This is a genomic window from Azospirillum sp. A29 (genome assembly GCF_042604625.1).
In the GTDB taxonomy this organism is placed as follows: Bacteria; Pseudomonadota; Alphaproteobacteria; order Azospirillales; family Azospirillaceae; genus Azospirillum; species Azospirillum palustre.
In genome coordinates this window covers 1,563,694-1,589,968 of record NZ_CP170466.1, presented here as the reverse complement: position 1 = coordinate 1,589,968, position 26,275 = coordinate 1,563,694, and the positions used below count along the sequence as shown (strand labels likewise).

Here is a 26,275-nt window from a genome sequence, read left to right as displayed (position 1 = left end):
TTGAGCGGGGCTGCGCCAACGCGCCGAAACGCCGCCCGTCCAAACGCCATCCAAGAGCCAGGGAGACCGGACGTCATGTCCAAGATCGTTCACACCACGCTCGATCACGCCCAGACCGAATCCCAGCGGTCCAGCGCCGAGACCCAGCGCGCCGCCAAGAGCTTCACCCGCCGCCTGCTGCTGCAAAGCGCTGCGGCCGCCGCCGGTGTCGCCTCGGTCGGTCCCTTCGTCCTGCGCGAGGGCCGGGCGGCGTCGGGTTCTGTGAAGATCTTCTCCTGGGCCGGCTACATCAGCCCGGACATGCTGGCCGACTTCGAGAAGAAGACCGGCGTCAAGGCGACCCTGACCGAATACGGCACCAACGACGAGCTGCTGAACCAGCTGAAGGCGACCGGCGGCGCCGGCTTCGACATCATCCACCCCACCGTCGACCGCGTGCCGAACTATGTCGAGTTCGAGCTGGTGCAGCCGATCGACGAGGCGAAGGTGAAGTGGGACGGCTGCCTGAAATCGTCGGTCGAGGGCTCCGCCGGGATGGGCGGCGTCGTCGGCGGCAAGCGCTACTTCGCCCCGGCCGACTGGGGCACCGAGGCGCTGGCCTATGACATGAAGAAGGCGCCGCTCGCCTACGGCACCGCCAGCTACGGCGACCTGTGGGCGCCGGCCAACGCCGGCAAGGTGACGGTGCGCGGCCATTCCTCGCTGATCGGCATCGCGCTGTGGCTGGAAAGCCAGGGCAAGCTGCCGCACCCGGTCCGCGACCAGTTCAAGGACGAGGCGAAGGCGCGCGCCAACTTCGACGCCATCCTGAAGGTAGCCGCCGCCAACAAGAAGTCGGTCGCCCAGTTCTGGACCAACGAGAACGAGGCCCAGGGCGCCTTCCGCACCAACGGCTGCGTCATCGGCCAGACCTGGGACAGCAGCGCCGTGGCGCTGCGCAAGGAAGGGCTGCCGGTCCGCTTCGTGGCGCCGAAGGAGGGCGCGCTCGCCTGGATGGAAGGCTTCGCCATCCCGAAGAAGGCGGAGAACCTGGAGAACGCCTATGCCTGGATCAACTGGTTCTACACGCCCGAGGCCGGCGCGCTGTACACCAACCATTCCGGCATCTCCAGCACCGCGGTCGGCGCCGAGGCGCACCTGACCGACCTCAACAAGCAGTTCTTCGCCGACGCCTATCCCGGCGACGCCCTGCAGAAGCTGTGGTGGTGGCCGATCCAGGAGGCGTGGTACGTCTCGATCCGCAACGAGTACCAGGATCGCTTCCTGGCGGCGTGATCCGCACACAGCAGGGGCCATGAGCCAAGACGTCCAACTCGACCACGTCACCATGCGGTTCGGCGACACCGTCGCCGTCCGCGACGTATCGCTGACCATTGCGGCCGGGGAGTTCTTCAGCTTCCTCGGCCCCTCGGGCTGCGGCAAGACCACCATCCTGCGCATGATCTCCGGCTTCATGGAGCCGACCGACGGCACCGTCCGCATCGGCGGCCGCGACATGAAGGGGATCGGGCCGAACAAGCGGCCGACCGCGTTGATCTTCCAGAATCTGGCCCTGTTTCCGCTGATGACGGTGGCGGACAACATCGGCTTCGGGCTGGAGGTGCGCGGCGTGCCGTCGGCCGACCGCAAGCGCCGCGTCCGTGAACTGCTGGAGCTGGTGGCGCTGCCCGACACGGCGGACAAGCGGGTGACCGACCTGTCCGGCGGCCAGCGCCAGCGCATCGCCATCGCCCGCGCGCTGGCGGTGGAGCCAGCGGTGCTGCTGCTGGACGAGCCGCTGTCGGCGCTGGATCTGAAGCTGCGTCAGCACATGCGCGCCGAGCTGCGCGAGTTGCAGAAGCGCACCGGCGTCACCTTCATCTACATCACCCACGACCAGGGCGAGGCGCTCACCATGTCCGACCGCATCGGCGTGATGTCGCGCGGCGTGCTGGAACAGGTGGGCGACGGCAAGACCATCTACGACCATCCGGAAACCGCCTTCGTCGCGTCCTTCGTCGGCGAGGCGAACCGCTTCGCCGGTCCGGTGACGCAGGCGGCCGACGGCTGGGCGGTGCTCGACACCACTTACGGGCCTCTGCGCGGGCGCAACCCGCGCGGGCTGGCGGTGGGCGACCGTGCCACCCTGTTCGTCCGGCCGGAACGTCTGGCGCCGGAGCGTCCGGGGGCGGGCGAGAGCGATAACAGCCTGACCGCCCGCGTCAGCCACAGCGACTTCGAAGGCGCCTTCGTGAACGCCTTTCTGGACGGCGGCCTTACCGTGCAGATGCCGCATCTGGGCCAGGAGCCGGCCTTCGTCCCCGGCGAGACCGCCCGCCTCGGCTTCCGCGCCGCCGACGCGGTGGTGCTTCCGACGGCTTGAGTTCCCTCTCCCGGGGCGGGAGAGGGCACACTCCGCACAAACGAAAACGCCCCGGCCGACTGGCCGGGGCGTTTCGCATTCCTGGACCCGAAAGCCTTAGCTGGCCTGCTGGATCGCCGACAGCTGCCACTGGCCGCCGCGCGGGCGGACGAAGGTCCACAGCTCGGTCGCCTCGGTCGGCTGCGAGGCGTTGCCCTCGATCACCCGGCCGCTGGCGCGGTCCACCGTGACGTCGACCAGCGCGAAGCGCATGGCGACGGTGGCGTACTCCTGCGCCCCTTCGCGCCAGCCCTCGGCCAGATCGCCCTGGAGCAGACGGACGTCGCTGACCTTGTTGACCACGCCGCGGCTGCGGTTCTCCGCCAGATCGTCGCTGAAGTAGGAGAACATCTCCGGCGTCGTCGCGGCGCGCAGAGCCTCGGCATCCTCACGCCCGTAGGCGGTCTGGACGGTGACGAGCAGCCGCTCGAACGACTCGAAGTCGGCCGGCTGAATGCCGATCTCGTCGGCGGCCTGACGGCGCTGGGCCGGACCGGCGTTGCCGCCCCCCATCCCGCGGTTGCCCATCGGGTTGTAGCCGGCGTCGGCCGCGTCGCGGTTCATCTGGTCAGCCTGCGGGCCGCCGGCATAGGCCGGGCGGTTCCCACCCAGCGGACCGCCGGACGCCGCGGTGTTCGCCGTCTGCGAGCGGTTGCGGAAGAAGCGCATGGCCAGCCGGACCAGGAAGACGACCAGCAGAATCTGCAGCAGGAAGCCCAGGATGCCGGCGAAGCTGCCCAAGCCCTCGAAGAAGCCGCCGCCGAACAGCATCGCGCCGATGCCGGCGCCGATCAGGCCGCCCATCAGGCCCGACATGAAGCCGCCGCCGAAGAAGCCGCGCGAGGGGGCCGCCGCCGGGGCGGTGGCCGCGGCGCCGGGGCGCTGCATGCCGGGCGACGCCGCCGGGGCGGTCGAGCGCTCCATCGGCGACACGGAGTTGGGGGCGGTGCTGGTGGCGGCCGGCGCCTCGGTCGTGCGGCTGCCGCGGCTGCCCGAGGAGCTGCTCTTGCCGGCGCGGGCGTCGGCGGTTCCGGCGGCCAGCGCCATCACCAGCGCAACCGCCACGGCGGTCGCAGCGCGGGCGCCGCGCTTCGCTGAAGAGGGGGCGGAAAGGCTCGAAGGTCGGGTCTTCTCGCTCATGATCGTGCTCGCTTGTCGCATCTGGTCGGTTATCCAGCCTTCCCAGATGGGGGTGGTCCCGCCTCCGTTTAAGAGGCGGTCTCACTTTTTTCGAGCAACAATCAGCATCGCCGCCTAATCGGTCTCACTTTGCCAGGCATCGCCCATCGGGCCGTCGCCGTGCAGGGCATCGATCGCCCGGCGGTCGCGCTTGGTCGGCCGCCCGGCGCCCGGCGGCTGGAAGGGCGCGCGGTAGGGATCCTGCAAGCGCTCCTCCGGCACCGGCGGGGCGAGATCCTCGTACAGCGCCTGGGCTTCCGGCGCCGGGCCGCGGCGGCTGCCCAGCGCCACCACCTTGATGACGCGGATGTGCCGCCCCTGGGCGAAGGTCAGCACGTCGCCCGGCTTCACCGCCGCATGCGCCTTGGTCACCACCGTCCCCGACAGCCGCACGCCCCCGTCGTTGCACAGCTTGGCGGCGAGGCTGCGCGTCTTGAAGAAGCGCGCATACCAGAGCCACTTGTCGATCCGCAGCCGGCCGGGGGTGGAGTCTTCGCTGTCGGTCATCTCGCACCTCCCGCCGATGATCCCCTCTCCCCCCCGGGGAGAGGGTTAGGGTGAGGGGGACGCGTGGCGGGATTTTTGCGGGAGGCACGCCGTGCATCCCCCTCACCCCGACCCTCTCCCCGGGGGGGAGAGGGAGAAAAAGCGCTGATCGGCTGTGCGTTCATTCCACTCCCCACACTTAGTTCACATCCCCGACAGCTGCCGCAGCTTGGCGAAGGGATGATCCTCGTTGGTCGGCTTCTCCCGCCGCTGCCGGTTCGCCTGCTGCTGGCGGGAGGGGCGCCTGCGCTTCCAGGTCACCGCCCCGTCCTCGCCCTCCGCGCGGACATAGCCGAGCCCGGTCAGCACCGCCCCCAGCTCCTCCGCCGACAGGCCGACGCGCTGGCCGAGCGCCACTTCGCGGATCGGCGCATTGGCCTTGGACGCGGTCAGCAGTTCGGTCTCCAGCCGGTCGAGCATGTCGACGCGCAGCGCCCGCCCGCCGGCCAGCGGATAGCCGATGGCCTCCCAGAAGCCGGGGCGCGCGCCGCCTTCCTTCACCGGTGGCGCTTCAACCGACACCCGGCCGGGCGGCGGGATCGGGACGGGCAGGGGATGGCCCTTCGACACCGCCCACAGCAGCCCGCGCAACGTCACCGCCGCCGGCTTGGCCAGCGCGGTGAGATAGAGGTGCGACACCCCCAGCCGGACGCCCAGCCCGGTCAGCGCCTTGCGGTCCTCGCGCTCCAGCCGCTCGACCATGTCGGCGACCGGCTGCCGCGGCAGAACCCCCAGCCCCTCCACCAGCTGGAAGGCCAGACCGCGGCCGGCGCCGGACAGGCCCTGCGCCGCGGACAGGGCGAACAACGGCTTCAGCCGGGCGGCGATGTGGTCCTTCAGCCAGCGCTCCAGCCGCGCCCGCACCCGCTCGCGCTGGGCCTGATCCAGCATGCCGTCGTCGAACGGCACCACCAGCGGCGCCAGCACCGACTGGCCGGCGGCCAGCCGCGCCACCGGCAGATTGTCGGCGCTCAGCACCCCGTCGGCCCCCAGCGCGAAGGCGTCGTCCGGCTCCGCCTCGAAGGCGCGCAGCCGCTTGGCGAGTTCGTCGCGCAACGCCCGCCGGGCAGCGGTCAGCAGCGACTTCGCCTCGTCGGAGCGGTCGGGCGCGTCGGGGACGAAGCGGAAGCCCTCCAGCTTGCCGACGACATGCCCTTCCACCACCACCTCGCCGTCGGCGCGCACGCCGCCCAGCAGCGAGCGCCCGTCCTTCAGCGTGCGGGCCAGCGTGGCGGAACGCCGGTCGATGAAGCGCTGGGTCAGCCGCTCGTGCAGGGCGTCGGACAGCCGGTCTTCGATGGCGCGGGTGCGCTCCTGCCAGTGCAGCGGGTCCTTCAGCCAGGTCGGCCGGTTGGAGATGTAGGTCCAGGTGCGGATGTGGGCGATGCGGGCGACCAGCGCGTCGATGTCACCCTCGGTGCGGTCGAGCCGGGCGATCTGCTTCGCCACCCAGTCGTCGTCCAGCCGGCGCAGCGGCGTGCGCAGGCTGCGGAAGATCTGGCCGAGCAGCTTGGTGTGGGCATCCGACAGCACCTTGCGGAAGTCGGGGACCTGACAGACCTCCCACAGTAGCTTCACGGCGTCGCGGCCGCGCGCCAGATCCATGATCTCCGGATCGCGCACCAGCGCCTGGAGCGCCAGATGGTCGTCGGCCTCACGCACGCGGGACAGTTCCGCGAGCGGCGCGCGTTCCTCCAGCGACTTCAGCAGGAAGCCCGGCGTGTCGAAGCGCAGGTCGCTGTTGCGCCAGGACAAGGCCTTGACCGTCTCGAATTCGTGGTTCTCGACGCGGGTGACGAGGTCGGCGTCCAGCTCCCCCACCTCGTCGGTGGTGCCGAAGGTGCCGTCTCGCATGTGGCGGCCGGCGCGGCCGGCGATCTGCGCCACCTCGGCGGGGCGCAGGCGGCGCGGGGCGAAGCCGTCGAACTTGACGATGCGGGCGAAGGCGACATGGTCGACGTCCATGTTCAGCCCCATGCCGATGGCGTCGGTCGCCACCAGATAGTCGACCTCGCCCGCCTGATAGAGCCCGACCTGCGCGTTGCGCGTGCGCGGGCTGAGCGCGCCCAGCACCACGGCGGTGCCGCCGCGCTGGCGCCGGATCATCTCGGCGATGGCATAGACGTCGGTGGCGGAAAAGGCGACGACGGCCGAGCGCGGCGGCAGGCGCGTCAGCTTCTTGTGGCCGGCATAGGTCAGCTGCGAGAAGCGCGGCCGGCTGATGAACTCCGCCTTCGGCACCAGCCGGCGGATCATCGGCTGCATCGAATCGGATCCCAGCACCATCGTCTCGACCATGCCGCGGGCGTTCAGCAGCCGGTCGGTGAAGATGTGGCCGCGCTCGGGATCGGCGCAGAGCTGGATTTCGTCCACCGCCAGGAAATCGACCGCGCGGTCCAGCGGCATCGATTCGACGGTGCAGACCCAATAGGACGGGTTGGGGGGCAGGATCTTCTCCTCCCCCGTGACCAGCGCGACCGCGTTCTTCCCCTTGATCGAGACGATGCGGTCATAGTTCTCCCGCGCCAGCAGGCGCAGGGGAAAGCCGATCATTCCGGACCGGTGACCGAGCATGCGCTCGATCGCCAGATAGGTCTTGCCGGTGTTGGTCGGCCCCAGCACGGCGACCACACGGCCCCCGCGCCCGAGACCGCCGCCCGCCGAAGCGTGAGTGGACGTCATAGGGTTAAGCTTTGGGGTGCGGAAGCCCGCAATGCAAGCGGCGGCTTGGCGATGTATGGCGATTGCGCCGGTCCGGACGGCCGGCCGTTGCCGGACGGCTAATCCCGTAGGGAGGGTGCGCGGCGGGCGCGCAGCGAACGGAGTCCGCTCCGGGCAATGCCGAGGATCATCAGGTAATCCTGCTTTATGACCGACAGGCTGAAGAACAGCGGGGAAAGATCGAGTGCGCTCATGGGAATGATCCCGGATTTCCAGGGCGAAGCGAAAGAAGCTGGAGACGAAAGGCTGGAGACGGGAAGGGCCGCCGAATGGGGGTTCGGCGGCCCTCGGGCTCACGGCGGCTGCGTTGGGGGGCTTGGGGTCGCCGCCGGGAGTCTGTCTGTTACGTCAGCCCTTGGGCGGCTCCTGCGGTGCCGGCGCCGGGCCCGGACCGGGACCCTTCCCCGGACCCATCCCGTGATGGCCCGGACCGCCATGGTGCGGGCCCATATGGTGGCCGCCCATGCCGCCCGGTCCCGGGTTCAGCATGCGGTCGGCCTGCTTCTGCTGGTCGGGCGTCAGCTGGGCGTAGAGGTCGGTCAGGGCCGGACGGACGGTCTGGACCTGTTGCAGGTGGGCCTGCATCATCTGCTCGGCGCGTTCAAGGCGCTGCGGCAGGGCTGCCGGCGGCGGGGTGTCCTTGAACTTGACGCACAGATCCTGCGTCGGCTTCAGGCTGGAGCGGGCGGCGTCGGCGAACTTGGTCCAGGCGGCGCGCTGCTGCTCGGTGATGTTCAGCTTCTTCTCCGCATAGGCCAGCTTGCCGGCCAGACGGGCCTCCTGGTCCTCGCACATGCGGGCGAAGTGGCGGTCGGGACCGCCGGCCGGGCCGGGACCGCCGGGCTGCGGACCACCCTGGGCGAAGACCGGAACGGCCACGCCGAGACCGGCGACCAGCAGGGCGGACGTCAGAAGGGCGCGTTTCATGGTGTCGACTCCTCGGTGTGTTGGTGCTGTCTAAACCCCGGATGGAGGGGGCTTATTCCGCTGGGACGGTGCCGGCCTCATCGCCGCCGCTGTCCCGATGACCAGAGATTGGGCGCCGAACGTTGCGGTCGAATGTCCGCAAACCGGTCATTTGGTAACAGAGTGTAACCGTCCGGCCCCCCGTAACCGGGCGTTACACATTCCCCCTTCACGTCCGGCGCCCCCCGCCCGATCATGGGGACATGGACCGCACGCCCCACCTCCTCGTCGTCGACGACGACCGCGAAATCCGCTCCCTCGTCGCCCAGTTCCTGACCAAGCATGGCTTCCGGGTCACCGGGGTCCGGGACGGAGCGGAGATGATGCGCACGCTCGACGGCGCCCGCGTCGACCTGATCGTTCTCGACCTGATGCTGCCGGGGGAGGACGGGCTGTCGCTCTGCCGACGGCTGCGCGCGACGCCGCAGACGGCGCAGACCCCCGTCATCATGCTGACCGCCATGGGCGAGGAGACCGACCGCATCGTCGGGCTGGAGATGGGCGCCGACGATTATCTGGCGAAGCCTTTCAGCCCGCGCGAGCTGTTGGCCCGCATCAAGGCGGTGCTGCGCCGCGTCTCCGTCCCGCCGGTGGCGGGTGCCCCTGCGGCGGCCGGCACGGTGCTGCGCTTCGAGGGCTGGTCGCTCGACCTCACCAAGCGCGAGCTGCGCTCGCCCGACGGCGTGCTGGTCCAGCTGTCGGCCGGCGAATACGATTTGCTGGTCGCCTTCGTCGAGCATCCGCAGCGGGTGCTGACCCGCGACCAGCTGCTCGATCTGGCGCGCGGCCGCTCGGCGGTGCCCTTCGACCGCTCCATCGACGTGCAGGTCAGCCGCCTGCGCCGCAAGATCGAACCCGATCCGGCCGACCCGACGCTGATCAAGACGGTGCGTGGCGGCGGCTATCTCTTCACGCCCGCCGTCTCCAACGGCGGTGTGGCGCCATGACCGCCCAGCCGGAAACCGCCAAGTCCCAGCCGGAAACGGCCAAGTCCAGGCTCGCCCGCCGCCGCGGCGCCTTCCGCCGGCTTCCCTTCCGCTTCCCCGACAGCCTCGCCGCGCGCATCGCGCTGACGGTGGTGCTGGCGTTGCTGCTGACCCAGGCGATCAGCGCGCTGGTCTATCTGACCGACCGCAGCGAGGGGCCGCCGATCCACGGTCCCAACGTGCTGATCCAGCGCATCACCGCCATCGTCCAGCTGGTGGAGAGCACGCCGCCGCAGGGGCGCGAGCGGGTGGTGCGCGCCATCGACGACCCGGTCCTGCGGGTGGAGCTGAGCCCCGACCGGCCGCCACCGCTGTCGCCCGGCGCCTATTCCGGCGGCCGGTTCGAAGGGCTGAAGCGCCGGCTGAGCGAGCAGCTCGACACCGCCGACCGCAACATCCTGATCGAGGTCCAGCGCCCGCCCCGCGGAGAGGGCCGCGACGACCCCCGACCGCCGCCGCCCTTCATGGCGAGCGACGAGCCCCGGCACTGGGGGCCGCATGTCCGGCTGTCGGTGCGGCTCGGCGACGGCTCCTGGCTCAGCTTCACCGGCGGCGAGCCGCTGCCCGGCCCCTTCGGCATCGTCCGCTTCGTGCTGTGGATGGGCGCCATCGTCGCGGTGATCCTGCTGGTGTCGCTGCTCGCCGCCCGCCGGGTGACGGCGCCGCTGGCCGGCTTCGCCGCCGCCGCCGAACGGCTCAGCGTCGACGGGCAGGCCGATCCCCTGCCGGAGGAAGGCCCGCGCGAGCTGCGCGCCGCCACCCGCGCCTTCAACCGGATGCAGGCGCGCCTCGCCCGCTTCGTCGCCGACCGCACCCAGATGCTGGCGGCGATCGGCCACGACCTGCGCACGCCGATCACCCGGCTTCGCCTGCGCGCCGAGCTGGTCGACGATCCGGAGATGCAGCGCCGGATGCTGGCCGACCTGGACGAGATGGAGGCGATGATCTCCGCCACGCTGGCCTTCGCCCGCGACGACGCCCAGCGCGAGCCGCGCGGCCGCTTCGACCTTGCCGACCTGTTGCAGAGCCTGTGCGACGACCGCGTCGATGCCGGCCACCGCGCGCTCTACGACGGCCCCGCCCATGCGGTGGCGGAGGGCCGCACCGTGGCGCTGCGCCGGGCGCTGGCCAACCTGATGGACAACGCCATCAAGTACGGCGGCGGCTTCACCGTCCGGCTGGAGACCGGCCCGGACGGCGCCCACGCCGCCAATGCCCTGATCCACATCGACGACGACGGCCCCGGCATCCCGGAGGCGGAGTTCGAGAAGGTCTTCGCCCCCTTCTACCGGCTGGAGCGCTCCCGTTCCCGCGACACCGGCGGCGTCGGCCTCGGCCTGTCCACCGCCCGCAGCATCATCCGCGGCCATGGCGGCGACGTGACGCTGGCGAACCGCGCGGACGGCGGCCTGCGCGCGACGGTGACGCTGCCGCTGTAGGCTCCCTCTCCCGCCTCGGATCCCCTCTCCCCCCGGCGGGAGAGGGGGCCTACCGAAATTTCGGATAGAGTCATTCTTTCGCCACGGTCGGGAGACAAATAATCGCCGGCCCCTGACCGGCCTTCCGGCCCAGAGGCAGTGGGCGTATGAGGATCGAAGCGGGAACGTTTCCCGCACTCATCACACAGACCTGACAGGGCCAGCGAGCGCGCCGTGACCGCCGACCGACCGGACCACCACACGGACCCGGACCAGCGCAGGGCCAGCCAGCTCTACGCCGGCCCCCGCCCGATCCGCACCCGCGAAGACCCGTCGCCGCTCGACCGGCTGACGGCCGGGGAGTTCGCGCGCCTGTTCGCCGCCAAGGCGGTCGAGCTTGCCCGCGACCGGCTGGCGGCCGCCGGCAAGGCCAAGCCGCGCCGCAAGTCCCCGCCGCCCTCCGCCGCCCCGCCGCCGACGCCCTTCCGGCAGCCCCGCCGCCGGTCCCGCGGCCTGCCTAACTTCAAGCTGCCCGGCTTCAAGCTGCCCAACGTCACGTTGCCCAGCTTCACCCTGCCGTCCTTCTCCCTTCCAAGGATCTCCTTGCCGAAACCGAAGCAGCCCGCCCGCCGGTCCGGCGGCAGCCAGCCGCCGCAGCCCCCGTCTCCGCAGCTCTCGGCCCAGCCGGCCGGCCGCCCCGGCCGGGCGCCGCAGCCGGCCCGGAAAAACGGCGGCGGCTGGATGAGGCGCCTGGTCCAGTGGGGCCTCGTCGCCGCCATCTGGTGCGGCATCGGGCTGGGTGCGGTGCTGGCGTGGTTCGCGCTCGACCTGCCGGACATCTCCAAGGTGGCGCAGTTCGAACGCCGCGCCTCGATCACCGTGCTGGCCGCCGACGGCAGCGAGTTCGCCCGCTTCGGCGACCTGCACGGCACCACGCTCAGCGTGCGCGACCTGCCGCCGCATCTGGTCGGCGCCGTGCTGGCCATCGAGGACCGCCGCTTCTATAGCCATTTCGGCATTGACCCGCTGGGTCTGGCCCGCGCCGTCTACGTCAACTGGCGCTCCGGCCGGGCGGTGCAGGGCGGCTCCACCATCACCCAGCAGCTCGCCAAGAACCTGTTCCTGACGCCCGAGAAATCGCTGAAGCGCAAGATCCAGGAGGCGATGCTGGCGCTGTGGCTGGAGAGCCGCTTCACCAAGGACCAGATCCTCACCGCCTACCTGAACCGCGTCTATCTCGGCGCCGGCACCTTCGGGGTGGACGCCGCCGCCCGCACCTATTTCGGCAAGCCGGCGACCGAGGTCGACGTGCGCGAGTCGGCGGTGCTGGCCGGCCTGCTGAAGGCGCCGTCGCGCTATGCCCCCAGCTCCAACCCCGACGAGTCGGCGGAGCGGGCGCGGGTGGTGATGGCGGCGATGCTGGATGCCGGCTACCTGACCCAGCCGCAGTACGAGGCGGCGCGCACCGCCAAGCCGTCGCCCAAGCGCAAGCCCGGCGGCGACGGCCGCTATTTCGCCGATTGGGTGACCGATCTGGTGCCGGGCTTCGCCGGTCCCGACCATGGCGACGTGATCGTTCGCACCACGCTGGACCTGAAGATGCAGCGCGCCGCCGAACAGCGGCTGGAGGCCCTGCTGGCCGGTCCCGGCGCCGCCGCCAACGTCCGCCAGGGGGCTCTGGTCGCCATGAGCCCCGACGGCGCGGTGCGGGCGCTGGTCGGCGGCCGCGATTACGACGGCAGCGAGTTCAACCGCGCCACTCAGGCGCTGCGCCAGCCGGGATCGGCCTTCAAGCCCTTCGTCTATCTGGCGGCGCTGGAGTCGGGCTGGACCCCCGACAGCATGATCGACGACGCTCCCGTGCAGCTCGCCAACTGGAGCCCCGGCAATTACGACGGCAAGTATCGCGGCAGCATCACGCTGGCCTCGGCGCTGGCTCATTCCTCCAACACCGCGACGGCGCGGCTGATCGACCGGGTCGGCACCGACCGGGTGCGGCGCATCGCCTCGAACCTCGGCATCTCCTCGCCGCTCACCCGCGACCTGTCGCTGGGCCTCGGCACCAGCGAGGTGACGCCGCTGGAGCTGGTGCGCGCCTATGCCGGCATCGCCAACCGCGGCGTCCCCGTCTGGGCCTATGCCATCACCGAGATCAGGAGCCGCGACGGCGTCGTTCTCTACCGGCGCCAGGGCGGCGGCGGCAGCCCGGTGGTCGATCCCGCCCATGCGGTGCAACTGTCCCACATGATGACCGGCGTGCTCGATTACGGCACCGGGCGCAGCGCGAAGCTGAACCGCCCGGCGGCGGCCAAGTCCGGCACCACCCAGGACTATCACGACGCCTGGTTCGTCGGCTTCACCGCCGATCTGGTCGCCGGCGTCTGGCTGGGCAACGACAACAACGAGGCGATGAAGAAGGTCACCGGCGGCACCCTGCCGGCCAGGCTTTGGCGCGAATTCATGCTCGACGCCCATGCCGGCAAGCCTGCCCGCCCGCTCCCCGGCCTGGACGGCGCCCCGGCCTGGACCCCGCCGCCGGGAAGCGTGATGCCGGGCATCGTGCCGCCGGGCGGCGTGCCGGTGGCGTCCGCCGACGCGCGGTCGGGTGGCGGCATCGGCTCCCTGATCGAAAAGATCGCCGGCGGTTCCGGGACGGTGCCAAGGGTGCAGTACGACTACAGCAACAGCGGGGTGCGGTAATAAACTCCCTCTCCCGTCCCGGGAGAGGGCATGGAGCCGACGGCCGCAGGCCGGACGACTACAACGCAGTCGTAGGTGGAATGCGGTCGCGAGACTTGCGAGCGACCTCGGGGCCCATGCGGAGCATGGGAAGGGTGAGGGGAAACCCAGGAGTCCGGAACTGCATGGCTCCTTGGATCACCCCTCACCCTCCCCACGCCTTCGGCGCGGGTCCCCTCCCTCTCCCGGGGCGCAAGAGGGCTTCAAGTTCCCCCCGCCGCCCCGACCCTGCTATACCTCCCCCCGGATTTCTCCAGAGCGGACGACAGATGCAGGCGGACGAGCGATTGGACGGAGCGGATATGGCGGAGTCGGACGAGCGTCCGCTCGCCGCCGTTCTTGCCGCCCTGGCGACCGATGTTCCCGCCGCTCCCACTCCGCCCGCCGCTGCGCTTTCGATCCCCCGCCGGCAGGACGACCCCGGCCCGTCGCCCCTCAATCCCCTGCTCAGCATCGCCGCGCCGGTGCTGGCGCTCGTCGGCGCGTTGCGCGACCGCAGCCTGACCGATCAGCCCCGCGCCGCCGCCACCGCGGCGCTGGAGCGTTTCGACCGCGCCGTCTCCGCCTCCGGCCTCGATCCGGACGAGATCCGCGCCGCCCGCGTCGCGTTGGCCGCCACCCTGGACGACGTCGCCCGTGCCGCCGGCCATGGCGGGGCCGCCGTGGCGGAACCGGGTGCCGACGTGCGGTTCTTCGACCTGCTCGACGGCATGCTGGGCGACCCGCGCCGCCACCGCCACGCGCTGGAGCTGTTCTACGCCTGCCTGTCGCTGGGCTTCGAAGGGCGATTCCGCGACCGGCCCGGCGGCGCCCACGACCTCGCCCGTCTGCGTGACGAGCTGTACCGCATCCTGCGCCGCGCCCGCGGCGACGTGGCGGCGGAGCTGTCGCCGGCCTGGACCGGGGTGGCGGAGCCGTTCCGGCCGCTCGGCAACCCGTTGAGCGGTGTGCCGGGCTGGATCGTCTGGGCGGTGGTGGCGCTGGGCCTGTCCGGCCTCTACGTCCATCTCGCCGGCACCCTCGACCGGCAGGCCGAGCCGGTGGTCGCCCGCATCGCCGCCCTGCTGCCCGACCGGCCGATCGAGATCGCCCGGCTGGTCCCGCCGCCGCCCACCGCCGGCCCGGCGCTGATCGCCCGCATCACAGGCCAGCTCGCCCCGGAAATCCGCACCGGCGCCGTCGAGGTGCTGGCGGGGGAGGATGGCGCCCTGGTCATCCGCATTCCGGCGGCGGCGATGTTCGCCACCGGCAGCGACGCCGTGAAGGCGCGCCACCGCGCCATCGTCGAGCGGGTCGGCCAGACCCTGGCGGCGGAACCCGGCAGCGTGCTGGTGGTCGCCCACACCGACGACCAGACCCCGCCGGGCGGCCGCCCGCCGGCTGCGCAATCCCCGGCTGCCCAATCCCTGACCGACGCCCGCGCCGAGGCGGTGCGCAAGCTGCTGGAGCGCTCCCTGCCGCCCGCCCGCCTGTCGGCCGAGGGCCATGGCGACCAGGAGCCGATTGCGCTGAACGACACGCCGGCCGGGCGCGACGCCAACCGGCGGATCGACATCCGCCTCTATCCGCATTAGGGCGCCCGCCATGGCCGAACCCCGCTCCCCCAAGGCCGGCGCCCGGACGGCGAAGACGGCCGGCAAGGGCCGCAAGCCAGCCGCCGCCATCGCCGCTGCCGCCTCGCCGCACCGCTCCGCCCGCACCCGCTGGGCGACGTCGCTGTCGGGGGTGCTGGCGCTGGGGCTGGCCGGCTGGCTGCTGCTGCCGCGTCTGGCCGCAGCCTTCGCTCCGCACCTGCTGCCGACCATCCAGCCGGACTGGAGCGTCCGCCTGCTGCCGCTGGTCCTGGCGCTGGCCGCCTGGATCGCCGTCAACCGCCGCATCGACGCCCGCGAGCGCGCCGCCAACGCACGCCTGCTGGAGGCGCTGGCCGCCACCCGCGATCCCGAGCTGAAGGCCTCGCTGGAGGAGATCGGCACGGTCCGCAAGCGGCTCGACGGCGTGCTGGCCCAGCTGCGCAAGCGCCGGGGCGGGCGCTATCTCTACCAGCTTCCCTGGTATCTGGTGATCGGCGCCCCCGGTTCGGGCAAGACCACGGCGCTGGCCAACACCGGCCTCGCCGCCCTCTCGCCCGGCGGCGGCGTGGCCGAACCTCTTGCCGGCCCGTTCATGGGGCTGGGCGGCACCCGCAACTGCGACTGGTGGTTCACCGACCGCGCCGTGCTGATCGACACTGCCGGCCGCTACACCACCCAGGACAGCCGGCGCGCGGTGGACGGCCGGGTGTGGTCCGGCCTGCTCGACCTCTTGAAGGAGCACCGCCCGCGCCAGCCCGCCAACGGCGTTCTCCTCACCGTCAGCATTCCCGAACTGACCGGCTGGACCGACGCCGAGCGGCGCAACCACGCCATCCTGATCCGCCAGCGCCTGAACGAGCTGCGGGTGCAGCTGGGCGTGCGGCTGCCGGTCTATCTGCTGCTGACCAAGGCCGACCTGCTCGACGGCTTCGCCACCTTCTTCGACCCGCTCGACCGCGAGGCGCGCGGGCAGGTCTGGGGCCTGACCCTGCCGCCGGACGAGTCGGCCCCCAACTCTTCCGGCGGTCCGCTTCCCGTCTTCCGCGCGCTTTATGCCGGGCTGGTGCGGCGGCTGGACGAGCGGCTGCTCGACCGGCTGCACCAGGAGCCGGACATCCGCCGCCGCAGCGACGCCTTCGCCCTGCCGCTGCGCGTGGCGGAGCTGGAGCCGGCGCTGGCCGACATCGTCGACACCGCCTTCGGCTCCGAACATGGCGAGGAGGCGCCGCGCCTGCGCGGCCTCTACCTGACCAGCGCCACCCAGACCGACGCCTCGCTCGCTCTGCTCGATCCCGAGGGCGGCGGGCCGGCCTCCACCTATTTCCTCGAACGGCTGCTGCCCGACGTGGTCTTTCCGGAGGCCAACCTCGCCCGGGTCGACCGGCGGGTGGAACGCGCCCGCCGCCGCCGGGCGCTGCTGTCCGCCGCCGCCGCGCTGGCGCTCGCCCTGGCTGTCGGCGGCTGGTGGCTGGTCAGCGCCCGCGGCAACGCCGCCCTGCTGGAGCGCGCCGATGCCGGCGCTGCGGCGGTGGAGGCGGCGCTGCGCCCGCTCGACACCGCGCCGCGCTCCCTGGTCCGGGTGGACGATGCCGATCCCGCGGCGATCCTGCCGGCGCTGGACGCCCTGCGCGCCCTGCCGCTCGCGTTCGACGATGCGCAGGATCGGCCGGGGCAGTTGTGGACAGGGCAGATGTGGGCCGGTCCGGCGCTGGCCGGCGGGCTCTACCAGGGTGGCCGCATCGCCGTCCCGGCGCAGGAGGCCTACCGCCGCGCCCTGCGCAGCCAGTTCCTGGCCCGCATCGCCCTGCGGCTGGAGGAGCGGCTGCGCGCCGACTGGGCCTTGCCCGACCAGCTGCGCCAGACTTTGCGCGTCTATCGCATGATCACCGGGCGCATGATGGGCGGGCAGATGGCCGGCGGGCAGATGGTGGGCGGGACGGAGCCGATGGATGCCGGCGCCATGGCGGAATGGCTGGCGCTCGACTGGCAGCGCACACTGCCCGGCCCGGCCAACGAGGCACGGCGCCGTGCCCTTGGCGACCATCTGGCCGCCCTGTTCGCCGTCGGCTTCGCCCCGGTCCCGCCCGACGAGGTTCTGGTCGCCCGCGTGCTGGAGGTGCTGGCGCAATCGACGCCCCAGGCCGCTCCCCAGCCGCCTTCCCAGCCCGGCCGGGCCGCCCTGCCATGACGGGAGGGTTCGCGACGCCGCGCGGGATGCTGGCCGCCGCGGGTGCCGCGCTGCTGCGGGCGCCCGGATTCGGCGGCCTTGGCGGCGGCTTGGCCGCCGGTGCCGATCCGGTGGTGGGATTTCACGGCAAGGTGCCGGCCCGGGGCGATTTCATCGGCCATGGCCTGCCATCGGCGGTCCTCGGCCCCTGGGACCGCTGGCTGTCCGCGGCGTTGGGCGAGGCCGGCCGCCGTCTGGGCGCCGAATGGGAGCCCCTGTTCGCCCAGGCCCCGGTCTGGCGCTTCGCCCTGTCGGCCGGCCTGTGCGGCGCCACCCCGCTGGTCGGGGTCTGGATGCCCAGCGCCGACCGGGTCGGCCGTCTCTATCCCTTCACCATCGCCGCCGGCCTTCCCGCCGGCTTCGACATCGCCGACGCGCCGGCCGCCTGCGGCGCCTGGCTGTCCCGCGCCGAGTCGCTTGCCGCCGACGCCTGCCGCGCCGGCGCCGACGTGGAGGGGTTGCCGGCCCGCCTCGCCATCCTCGGCCGGCCGGAGCCGGAGCGCGTCAGCCCCGCCACCCGCGCCCTGCTCGACCGCCTGTCCGGCCCCTTGCGCGCCGACGCCAGCCTGTGGTGGACCCGCGGCGCCGGCCGGATCGCGCCGTCGCTGCTGTCCTGCCCCGGCCTTCCCGCCGGCCCCCGCCTGACCGCCTTCCTCGACGGCGCCTGGGCCCGCTGGGGCTGGGAGAACGCCGACGAGGGGTAAGGGGAGGGGGGCTTGCTTACGGCGCCCCCGCCATCTCGCGGTCGAAGCGGGCCAGCGCCTCTTCCAGGCTCCACTGGACGCGCGCCTTCTCGCTGCGCGCGGTCACGGCGCGGCAGGCGTCCTCACGCACCGGCTGCGTGCAGCCGGGGGAGGACCACAGGCTGTCGCCGGGCAGGAAGCTGTTCTCCAGGCTGGCGCGGGCCAGCCCGACGAGGTCGGCATAGCCGAAGCCGAACTCCTCCACCGCGCGCTGCAGCTCGTTGGTCAGGTCGATCCGGCTGACGCCCTCGTCGTCGGTCGACAGCACCACCGGCACCCCGGCGGCGCGATAGACCGGCAGCGGATGCGCCTTGCCGCTGACGCCCAGGATCTTGTCGTTGCTGGTCAGGTTGATCTCGACCGCCACCTTGCGCCCGGCCATCGTCCGCAGCAGGCCCTGGGGATCGTCCTCGTACATCACGTCGACGCCATGGCCGATGCGCCTGGCCCCGGCGATCTCCACCGCCTTGCGGATGTGGTCGCGCAGCCGCTCCGGCGGGACGAGGCCCAGCGTCAGCTCGCCGGCATGCAGCGCGACGTTGGTGCCGGGCTGGCGCCGCTTGGCCTCCGCCACCATCCGCATGTGCAGGTCGTAATCGTCGAGCGCCACCGGATTGTCCTCCGGCGCCACGAAGTTCAGCCCGACCACGCGCGGCTCCTGTGCCTCCAGCAGGGCGTTGAACAGGGTGGTGGCATAGACCGGGCCGGGGGTCTGCGTGCGCGACACCTGCTGGAGATAGCGGACCGACACCGTGCAGCCCGGCCGCGCCGCCGGCGTGCCGCAGCCAAGGACGCTGCGCATCCGCGCCTCCGCTGCGTCGATCTCCTGCCGGGCCGGGGCGACCAGGGCGGGAAGTCCGGCGGCGATCAGCCGGTCGGCGGTGCCCGGCAGGTCGGCCGCCGCCTGCGGCGTCCAGGGGAAGGACTTGCCGATGGCGGCGGCCGGGCCGGTGCCAAAGGACACCATCAGCTCGACATGCCGTTCGCCCTGCCGGCCGGCGCGGTCCACCACCTCGGCCAGCAGGTCGCCGGTCGAATTGGGGACGGAGTTGGCGGCACGAAACCGCCCGAAGGTGGCGAAGAACTGGTCGTGCAGGCTGTAGCCGGAGACCGGCAGCGCATCGCGGGTCGACAGGGCGTCCAGCGCCACCGGGTAGAGCACGCTGTCGGCGATGACCGTCGTGGCGCCCGGCCGGGCCGACCTGGCGTCGCCGCAGGGCGCCTGCGCCGTCGGCGCCACCAGCGTCTTGGCCTTGACATCGAAGCAGAGCCCGGCATCCGCCGCCATCCGCATGTAGGTCTCGGCATAGGCGGCACCGGTCAGGTGGTTGTGCAGGTCCGCCCCCTTGGGCATGCGGTAGAGGAAGGCGCGCAGCTCCGGCGGGCTGGTCCGCACCGCCTGGAACCGCCGCGCCGCCGCCGACCCGCCGGCATCGCCGCCGCCGGCGCTGCCGCCGCCCATCTCCGCCGTGGCGCAGCCTGCCAGCAGCAGCGTCGCCGCCAGCGCCCCCGTCACGCGCCTAGTCATTCGCACATCAAGCATCTACCGGACTCCATATTCTCCTTTTGCGGGTATTGATGTTCTGATAATCGCGCGGACACAACCGCCATGTGCGGATCGAAAGGCTGTAGCGGGGCGGCAATTCCCGGTATGGTGCGGCGACCTTTTCGTGTTCCCCCTATCCCGTCTTCCGTATCCCGCCGTCTTTGGAGCCGCCGCGATGACCGACACTTCCGCCCCGACCCTGCTCGATGCGGCCAAGCGTTTCCGCAGCAACGATCTGGCGGGGGCGGAACAGGTCTGCCGGGCGATCCTGACGACCGACCCGCACAATGCCCAGGCGCTGCATCTGCTGGGTCTGGTCGCCGCCCACACCGATCATCCGGACAACGCGCTCGCCCTGTTCGCTCAGGCCATCGCAGAGAACGGCAACGACCCGTCCTTCCACAACAGCCGCGGCAGCCTGCTTTTCCAACAGGCCCGGCCGGCGGAGGCGGAAGAGGCGTTCCGCGCCGGCCTCGCCCTCAACCCGCGGCTGCCGGAGCTGCATGGCAACCTCGGCAACACGCTGAAGGCGCAAAGCCGGCTGGAGGAGGCGGCCGACTGTTTCCGCACCGCGCTGGATCTGCGGCCGGAGGCGCCGGAGATGCACCATTTCCTCGCCGCCACCCTGCGCGAGTTGGGCGAGCTTGAGGAGGCGGAGGAGCATTTCCGCACCGCGCTGGCCCAGGCGCCCGACTATCTCGACGTCCATTACAGCCTGGCGGAGCTGCTCTCCACCCGCGGCCGGCTGGCCGAGGCGGAGGCGGAATTCCGCATCGTGCTGGCCGCCGCCCCGCGCTTCGTCCCGGCCCAGGTCGGGCTCGCCCATGTGCTGCAAAGCCTCGACCGCGCCGCCGAGGCCATCGAGGTGATCGAGGCGGCGCGCGAGCAGGCCCCCGACCACCCGATGGTGAAGTTCACCCGCCGGCTGATCTACTCCAACGCGGTGCCGGGCTGGCACCTGCCGATGATCAACGATTTCGAGCGGAACGAGGCCTACAAGCGCTCGCTGGAACGGGCGGTGAAGCCCGGCCAGCTGGTTCTGGAGATCGGCACCGGCTCCGGCATCGTCGCCATGATGGCGGCGCGCGCAGGCGCGAAGAAGGTGGTGACCTGCGAGGTCAACCCGATCCTCGCCCGCGTCGCCAAGGAAACCGTGGCGCGCAACGGCTATGCCGACCGCATCGACGTGGTGCCGCGCCTGTCGACCCAGCTGACGGTGGGCGAGGGCGGCGATCTGCCGGAGAAGGCCGACGTCTTCGTGTCGGAACTGATCAACATCGGCATGCTGGCCCCGCGCATGCTGTCGGTGCTGCAACATGCCCGCACTCATCTGGTGAAGCCGGGCGGCGCCGTCATCCCGCGCGCCTCCACCGTCTACGCCATGCTGGTGGAGACGCCGGAGCTGGCCCGCATCAACCCGGTGGAGACCATCGACGGCTTCGACATGGGCAGCTTCGACGTCTTCCGCTCGCCCGGCTACCAGCAGATCGACCTCGGCGCCGACGCCCACACCCCGCTGTCAAAGCCCTTCACCGCGCTGGATTTCGACTTCACCCGCAACATACCGGAGGAAGGCGAGCGGGTGATCGACGTGACCATCGTCACCGCCGGCACCTGCCATGGCGTCGCCTTCTGGTTCGACCTCTTCATGGACGACGAGGTGGTCTACAAGTCGGAAAGCCGGTCGCGCACCAACCACTGGAAGCAGGCGATGACCTTCCTGGAAAAGCCGATCGCGCTGTCGGCCGGCGACCGCCTGCGCATCGTCGCCCGCTACGACAACAACCAGATCTCCTTTGGGGTGGACGGGTTGACCGGGGGCGGGCGGGAGTAAGCGGGCGTGAGCGAAAGCGCTCCCTCCGGGCGCGCGCCCTCCCGCCGGGCCATCGTCTCCTGGTGCCTCTACGATTGGGCGAATTCGGCCTACAACACCATCATCACCACCTTCGTCTTCTCGGTCTATTTCGCCCGCGGCGTCGTCGGCGACCCGGTCGAGGGCACGGCGCGGTGGAGTGCGGCGATGACCGTGGCCGGCGTCGCCATCGCCCTGCTCAGCCCGCTGCTGGGCGCCATCGCCGACCGGGCCGGGCGTCGCAAGCCCTGGATGGCGCTGTTCACCCTGGTCACCGTCCTGTTCACCGCGGCGCTGTGGTGGGTGCGGCCCGATCCGGCCGACGCCGCCTTCGCGCTCGCCTGCGTGGTGGTCGCCACCGTGGCGTTCGAGCTGGCCAACGTCTTCTACAACGCCACCCTGCCGGGGCTGGTGCCGCCGCGGCTGCTCGGCCGGGTGTCGGGCTGGGGCTGGGGCATCGGTTATTTCGGCGGGCTGGCCTGCCTCGTCCTGGCGCTGGTCGGCTTCGTCCAGGCCCCGGCCCCGCTGTTCGGTCTGTTCGGGATGGAGTGGGCCGATTGGGGCCAGCAGGCCAATGTCCGCGCCACCGCCCTGCTGGCCGCGGCGTGGTACGGGCTGTTCGCGCTGCCCTATTTCCTGTGGGTGCCGGACGAGCCGGCGACCGGCCACGGCCTGCTGCGGGCGGCACGCGAGGGCGTCGCGACCTTGGTCGCCACGCTGCGTCAGGCCCGGCGCTACCGCGAGGTCGGGCGCTTCCTGATCGCCAGCGCCTTCTACCGCGACGGCATCAACACCATCACCGCCTTCGGCGGCCTCTTCGCCGCCGGGACCTTCGGCATGAGCTTCGAGGAGATCCTGGTCTTCGCCATCGCGCTCAACGTGGTGGCGGGGGCGGGGGCCATCGGCTTCGCCTGGATGGACGACCGGGCGGGGGCGAAGCCGGTGATCCTGATCGCGCTGGCCGGCATGACCGCCTGTTCGGTGCCGCTGCTGCTGGCGACCGAGCGGCTGTGGTTCTGGATCTTCGCGCTCGGGCTCGGGCTGTTCTTCGGGCCGGCCCAGGCCGCCGGGCGGTCGATGATGGCGCGGCTCGCCCCGCCGGGCATGGCGGGGGAGATGTTCGGCCTCTATGGCCTGACCGGCCGCTTCGTCGGCTTCTTCGGACCGCTGCTGTTCGGGTTGGCGACCCAGGCTTTCGCCAGCCAGCGCGCCGGCATGGCGACGGTTCTGGCTTTCTTCGCCATCGGCTTCGGGCTTATGCTGGCGGTTCGCGAACCGGCCCGCTAGAAAAGGGCCTGTGTCAAAGCGCCGCACATGAGACCATTCGAGGGCAGAGCTGTTACCTTCGTTTTTGCTGCGACGCACAAAAGTCGAAGCCGAGGGGTACGGACCATGCTGCACATCAAAGACATCGAAGCCTTCGCCCGCATCAACGAGGCCCTGAACGAGGAGCCCGGCCCGGATGGCGGCGCGGATAATCGGCCGGAGCAGGCCGGCCAGGACTCAGACGGCCAGCACAATTCCGGCCCGGCGCATCCGGCGCTGGTGATGGCGATGCTGGCGACCGGCCGCCTGCCGCTGTCGGCGCTGTCGAAATCCGATCAGGCGAAGACCCCGGACGTGTCGACGCCGTGGACCAGGATGTTCCGCCGCTCCTGACGGCGGTCGGTCCGGGTGGGACGCCGTGGAGTTGGTGGGCAAGATCGACACGGATTTCACGGATTTCAGCACGGATTTCACGGATGTGGCGTTCCGAAGCGACCTGTGTCGAGGAACTCGGAGCGTCGCCAAGTTCAAGAAAAATCCCTGAAATCCGTGTCTAAATCCGTGTGAATCTTGCTCCCGATGCCTCGACCCTCCGTACCGGCAGGCGTTGCAAAAATTCCGCCAAAAAGGAAATAATTCTTATACGCTTCCCGCAGATTCCTCTCTCTGCGGAGCCGACCCATGCCCCTCGACAGCCGTAGCTTCACCAACGACCAGTTCCCCCGCTGGGCCGAAGAGCCGCCGACTCCGTCCGAAGGCTCGCTGGTCCCCGGTTCGCAGTTCCATGAAGAGCAATGGATCATGGCCGCCGGCATGCTGGCCCGCGGCAACAGCTTCCTTCAGGTCTCGCGCGCCATGGGATGCAGCCGGACGACTCTCTGGCGGGCTTATTACGGCTCCAAGGATTTCCGTCACAGGGTGTGGTGGGAACGGCAGGCGTTGAACCGCGAGGCCGAGCTGCGCCTGTCCTCGCTGCGCATTCTGGTCGCCGAGCAGATCGAGCGGCTGGTCTCCTCCGGCGATCCCGCCACCGTGCGCTGGCTGGCCGAACGGCTGGGGCTGTTCGCCGGTCTCGATCAGCCGGCCCGCGACCCCGCTGCCAAGCCCGCTCCCCGTCCTGAAGACCCGCCCGCCGTTACCGTCCCCGAACTCGACGACATCCCCGGCGAACTGCGCGAACGCACCCCGCCCAGCCCGGCCCTGGTCGCCGCCGTCCTGGTCCAGCCGGAGGCTACGGGACCGAAGGGCGTCTTCCCCTATACCCTCAACCAGTATGAAGAGTATCCCAACCTCAATCCCGGCCCGGTGAGCCGCCGCGCCGCCGGTCCCTTCTCCTGGCGCCGGTAGGCCGGGGATGCAACATCGCCCGTCCCCCCGTTCCACGCTGTTCCATCCCCTCACAGAAGCGACAGCTGGTCCCCCACCGCCGGCGGCACCCGGAAACGGCTGCAATCGAGCTGCCAGCTCCGGCCGCCCAGCCCATGCTTCCGGCAGGCCAGCTTGAAGCGGTGGCGCAGCAGCTCGGCATAGGGACCGGTGCCTTTCATCCGTGTGCCGAACCCGGAGCGGTAAAGCGCGCCGTCGCGGCTCTGCCGCATCAGGCTCAACACGCGGTCGGCGCGGTTGGGGGCGTGGACCCGCAGCCATTCCTCGAACAGGGTGGCGATCTCCAGCGGCAGGCGCAGCAGGATGTAGTTGGCGGTACTTGCCCCGGCGCCGGCCGCCGCCTCCAGGATGGCGTCCAGCTCATGGTCGGTGAGCGCCGGGATCATCGGGCTGGCGAGGACCGCCACCGGCACGCCGGCCTCCGACAGGGCTCGGATCGCCTCCAGCCGGCGCGGTGGGGTGCTGGCCCGCGGCTCCATCGTCCGGGCGAGATCGCGGTCCAGCGTCGTGACCGAGACCGCGACCGATGCCAGCCCCTGTGCCGCCATCGGCGCCAGGATGTCGAGGTCGCGCAGCACCAGCGCCGATTTGGTGATGATGCTGACCGGCTGGTTGAAGTCGCGGCAGACCTCCAGCACCCGGCGGGTGATGCCTTCCGTCCGCTCGATGGGCTGGTAGGGATCGGTGTTCGCTCCCAGCGCCAGCGGCTGGCAGACATAGGATTTCGCCCGCAGCTCCTTGGCCAGCAGCTCCGCCGCGTTGCGTTTGGCGAACAGCTTGGTCTCGAAATCCAGCCCCGGCGACAGGCCCAGATAGGCGTGGGTCGGCCGGGCGAAGCAATAGATGCAGGCATGCTCGCAGCCCTGGTACGGGTTCACCGAGCGGTCGAACGGGATGTCGGGCGACTGGTTGCCGGTGATGATCGACTTGGCCGAAGCCGGCGAGACGCTGGTGCGGACCGGATCGGACAGCGCCTCGTTGCCGCTCTCCGCATAGCCGGTCCAGCCGTCGTCGGTCAGGACGCGGGTCTCGCGTTCGAACCGCCCGGTGGCGTTGCTGACCGCCCCGCGGCCCTTGATCGGGGATCGCCGTATCTCGTCCATGCCGGCAGCTTAGCCGGGGCAAAATGGAACGTAAAGCGAACAAAAGCGGGGTGGCCCTGTCATTGCTTCCGTTACCGAACAAACATAAAGATATCTTTATGCTTGCATGGTTCCGGAACCGCTGATACACCCATGGCCAATTACAGCGGCAGGGCCGGTGATCCGGTGCGCCTGAAATTCCGCTGCCCGACCGTCACCGCCCACCAGGAGTCATCCCTCATGGCCGCCGAATTCACGGACTACAAGGTCAAGGACATCAGCCTCGCGAGCTGGGGCCGCAAGGAGATCACCATCGCCGAGACCGAGATGCCGGGCCTGATGGCCCTGCGGTCCGAATTCGGCGATTCCAAGCCGCTGGCTGGCGCCCGCATCGTCGGCTGCCTGCACATGACCATCCAGACCGCCGTGCTGATCGAGACGCTGACCGCGCTCGGCGCCACCGTGCGCTGGTCCTCCTGCAACATCTTCTCGACCCAGGACCAGGCCGCCGCCGCCATCGCCGCCGCCGGCATCCCGGTCTTCGCCTGGAAGGGCGAGACGGAGGAGGAGTTCTGGTGGTGCATCGAGCAGACGCTGCGCGGCCCCGATGGCTGGACCCCGAACATGATCCTGGACGATGGCGGCGACGTCACCCAGATCATGCACGACAAGTATCCGGAGATGCTGGACGGCGTCCGCGGCCTGTCGGAAGAGACCACCACCGGTGTCCATCGTCTGTATGAGATGATGAAGAAGGGCACGCTGAAGGTTCCGGCCATCAACGTGAACGACAGCGTCACCAAGTCGAAGTTCGACAACCTCTATGGCTGCCGCGAGTCGCTGGTCGACGGCATTAAGCGCGCCACCGACGTGATGGTCGCCGGCAAGGTCGCCGTCGTCGCCGGCTATGGCGACGTGGGCAAGGGCTCGGCCGCTTCGCTGCGCTCGCAGGGCGCCCGCGTCATGGTGACGGAGATCGATCCGATCAACGCGCTCCAGGCCGCGATGGAAGGCTATCAGGTCATCACGATGGACGAGGCCGCTCCGCTGGGCGACATCTTCGTCACGGCGACCGGCAACGTCGACGTCATCACGATCGAGCACATGCGCGCCATGAAGGACCGCGCCATCGTCTGCAACATCGGCCACTTCGACAGCGAGATCCAGATCGACGCCCTGCGCAACCTGACCTGGGAAGAGGTCAAGCCGCAGGTCGACGAGGTGGTGTTCCCCGACGGCAAGCGCCTGATCGTCCTGGCCCAGGGCCGTCTGGTCAATCTGGGCTGCGCCACCGGCCACCCCAGCTTCGTGATGAGCGCCAGCTTCACCAACCAGGTGCTGGCCCAGATCGAGCTGTGGACCAACGCCGCCAACTACGAGAACAAGGTCTACGTCCTGCCCAAGCACCTGGACGAAAAGGTCGCCCGCCTGCATCTGGACAAGATCGGCGCCAAGCTGACCACCCTGACCGAGAAGCAGGCTGCCTACATCAGCGTGCCGACCGCCGGCCCGTACAAGCCGGACCACTACCGCTACTAAGCGGTCGCGGGGTTAAGAATGAAGGGCCGTCCCGGTGGGGCGGCCCTTTTTCTTTGCGGCGCTTGTCACCGGGCGAAAGCGGCATCACCATACGGTGGAAATGC

20 protein-coding genes are annotated in these 26,275 nt (G+C 71.0%); 13 read left to right on the top strand and 7 right to left on the bottom strand.

Translation table 11 applies throughout. From position 1 onward, the window contains the following. Window positions 1-75: 75 nt before the first annotated feature. Window positions 76-1,275 carry an extracellular solute-binding protein gene (locus ABNQ38_RS22495; protein ID WP_174474113.1) on the top strand — a complete coding sequence of 400 codons (1,200 nt, stop codon included), beginning with the start codon at window positions 76-78 and terminating at the stop codon, window positions 1,273-1,275. Window positions 1,276-1,294: 19 nt separating this feature from the next. Continuing rightward, window positions 1,295-2,362 carry an ABC transporter ATP-binding protein gene (locus tag ABNQ38_RS22490; RefSeq protein WP_377808130.1) on the top strand — a complete coding sequence of 356 codons (1,068 nt, stop codon included), beginning with the start codon at window positions 1,295-1,297 and terminating at the stop codon, window positions 2,360-2,362. Between the two features lie 96 nt (window positions 2,363-2,458). Here ABNQ38_RS22490 and ABNQ38_RS22485 read toward each other — a convergent pair whose 3' ends face one another. The 5 genes from ABNQ38_RS22485 to ABNQ38_RS22465 all read right to left on the bottom strand — a co-directional run bounded on the left by ABNQ38_RS22485 (window position 2,459) and on the right by ABNQ38_RS22465 (window position 7,774). After that, window positions 2,459-3,541, bottom strand: coding sequence for a Tim44 domain-containing protein (locus ABNQ38_RS22485; protein ID WP_377808129.1), 1,083 nt, complete (start codon window positions 3,539-3,541; stop codon window positions 2,459-2,461). 114 nt (window positions 3,542-3,655) lie between these two features. Further along, a complete protein-coding gene (locus ABNQ38_RS22480) occupies window positions 3,656-4,087 on the bottom strand; it encodes an RNA-binding S4 domain-containing protein (RefSeq protein ID WP_377808128.1) in 432 nt (143 codons plus the stop codon). Between the two features lie 183 nt (window positions 4,088-4,270). After that, the gene (locus ABNQ38_RS22475; protein WP_377808127.1) at window positions 4,271-6,808 is read right to left on the bottom strand and encodes a helicase-related protein; all 2,538 of its coding nucleotides are present in this window, start codon (window positions 6,806-6,808) and stop codon (window positions 4,271-4,273) included. 98 nt (window positions 6,809-6,906) lie between these two features. Next, a complete protein-coding gene (locus tag ABNQ38_RS22470; protein ID WP_377808126.1) occupies window positions 6,907-7,041 on the bottom strand; it encodes a hypothetical protein in 135 nt (44 codons plus the stop codon). 154 nt (window positions 7,042-7,195) lie between these two features. Then, window positions 7,196-7,774, bottom strand: a complete 579-nt coding sequence (locus tag ABNQ38_RS22465; protein WP_377808125.1) for a Spy/CpxP family protein refolding chaperone — start codon at window positions 7,772-7,774, stop codon at window positions 7,196-7,198. 242 nt (window positions 7,775-8,016) lie between these two features. Here ABNQ38_RS22465 and ABNQ38_RS22460 point away from each other — a divergent pair, with 242 nt between their 5' ends. From ABNQ38_RS22460 to tagF, 6 genes are all read left to right on the top strand, one after another. After that, window positions 8,017-8,760, top strand: a complete 744-nt coding sequence (locus ABNQ38_RS22460; RefSeq protein ID WP_377808124.1) for a response regulator — start codon at window positions 8,017-8,019, stop codon at window positions 8,758-8,760. After that, window positions 8,757-10,238 (top strand): ATP-binding protein, encoded by a 1,482-nt coding sequence (locus tag ABNQ38_RS22455; RefSeq protein ID WP_377808123.1) that lies wholly within the window; start codon window positions 8,757-8,759, stop codon window positions 10,236-10,238. Before ABNQ38_RS22460 ends, ABNQ38_RS22455 begins: the two co-directional genes overlap by 4 nt. A 213-nt stretch (window positions 10,239-10,451) precedes the next feature. Then, entirely contained in the window at window positions 10,452-12,917 is a 2,466-nt protein-coding gene (locus ABNQ38_RS22450) for a transglycosylase domain-containing protein (RefSeq protein ID WP_377808122.1), read from the top strand. Between the two features lie 341 nt (window positions 12,918-13,258). Then, entirely contained in the window at window positions 13,259-14,530 is a 1,272-nt protein-coding gene (icmH, locus tag ABNQ38_RS22445) for a type IVB secretion system protein IcmH/DotU (protein ID WP_377808121.1), read from the top strand. A gap of 10 nt (window positions 14,531-14,540) precedes the next feature. After that, window positions 14,541-16,718 (top strand): type VI secretion system membrane subunit TssM, encoded by a 2,178-nt coding sequence (tssM, locus tag ABNQ38_RS22440; protein WP_377808120.1) that lies wholly within the window; start codon window positions 14,541-14,543, stop codon window positions 16,716-16,718. Then, window positions 16,715-17,461, top strand: a complete 747-nt coding sequence (gene tagF / locus ABNQ38_RS22435) for a type VI secretion system-associated protein TagF (RefSeq protein WP_377808119.1) — start codon at window positions 16,715-16,717, stop codon at window positions 17,459-17,461. Before tssM ends, tagF begins: the two co-directional genes overlap by 4 nt. Before the next feature lie 16 nt (window positions 17,462-17,477). Here tagF and ABNQ38_RS22430 read toward each other — a convergent pair whose 3' ends face one another. Then, a complete protein-coding gene (locus ABNQ38_RS22430; RefSeq protein ID WP_377808118.1) occupies window positions 17,478-19,043 on the bottom strand; it encodes an adenosine deaminase in 1,566 nt (521 codons plus the stop codon). A gap of 178 nt (window positions 19,044-19,221) precedes the next feature. Between ABNQ38_RS22430 and ABNQ38_RS22425 the strand changes: the two genes are divergently transcribed. The 4 genes from ABNQ38_RS22425 to ABNQ38_RS22410 all read left to right on the top strand — a co-directional run bounded on the left by ABNQ38_RS22425 (window position 19,222) and on the right by ABNQ38_RS22410 (window position 23,511). Further along, window positions 19,222-20,880 carry a tetratricopeptide repeat protein gene (locus ABNQ38_RS22425; RefSeq protein WP_377808117.1) on the top strand — a complete coding sequence of 553 codons (1,659 nt, stop codon included), beginning with the start codon at window positions 19,222-19,224 and terminating at the stop codon, window positions 20,878-20,880. Window positions 20,881-20,886: 6 nt separating this feature from the next. Beyond that, window positions 20,887-22,185, top strand: a complete 1,299-nt coding sequence (locus ABNQ38_RS22420) for an MFS transporter (RefSeq protein WP_377808116.1) — start codon at window positions 20,887-20,889, stop codon at window positions 22,183-22,185. A 105-nt stretch (window positions 22,186-22,290) separates the two neighbouring features. Further along, window positions 22,291-22,557 carry a hypothetical protein gene (locus ABNQ38_RS22415; protein ID WP_377808114.1) on the top strand — a complete coding sequence of 89 codons (267 nt, stop codon included), beginning with the start codon at window positions 22,291-22,293 and terminating at the stop codon, window positions 22,555-22,557. 288 nt (window positions 22,558-22,845) lie between these two features. Further along, window positions 22,846-23,511 carry a hypothetical protein gene (locus ABNQ38_RS22410; protein ID WP_377808113.1) on the top strand — a complete coding sequence of 222 codons (666 nt, stop codon included), beginning with the start codon at window positions 22,846-22,848 and terminating at the stop codon, window positions 23,509-23,511. A 50-nt stretch (window positions 23,512-23,561) separates the two neighbouring features. Here the strand turns inward: ABNQ38_RS22410 and ABNQ38_RS22405 are convergent, their stop codons facing one another. Beyond that, window positions 23,562-24,653, bottom strand: a complete 1,092-nt coding sequence (locus tag ABNQ38_RS22405; RefSeq protein WP_377808112.1) for a PA0069 family radical SAM protein — start codon at window positions 24,651-24,653, stop codon at window positions 23,562-23,564. Window positions 24,654-24,872: 219 nt separating this feature from the next. On the opposite strand from ABNQ38_RS22405, the gene ahcY reads away from it, so the two are divergent. Beyond that, a complete protein-coding gene (ahcY, locus tag ABNQ38_RS22400) occupies window positions 24,873-26,171 on the top strand; it encodes an adenosylhomocysteinase (RefSeq protein WP_377808111.1) in 1,299 nt (432 codons plus the stop codon). The last annotated feature ends 104 nt before the right edge of the window (window positions 26,172-26,275 follow it).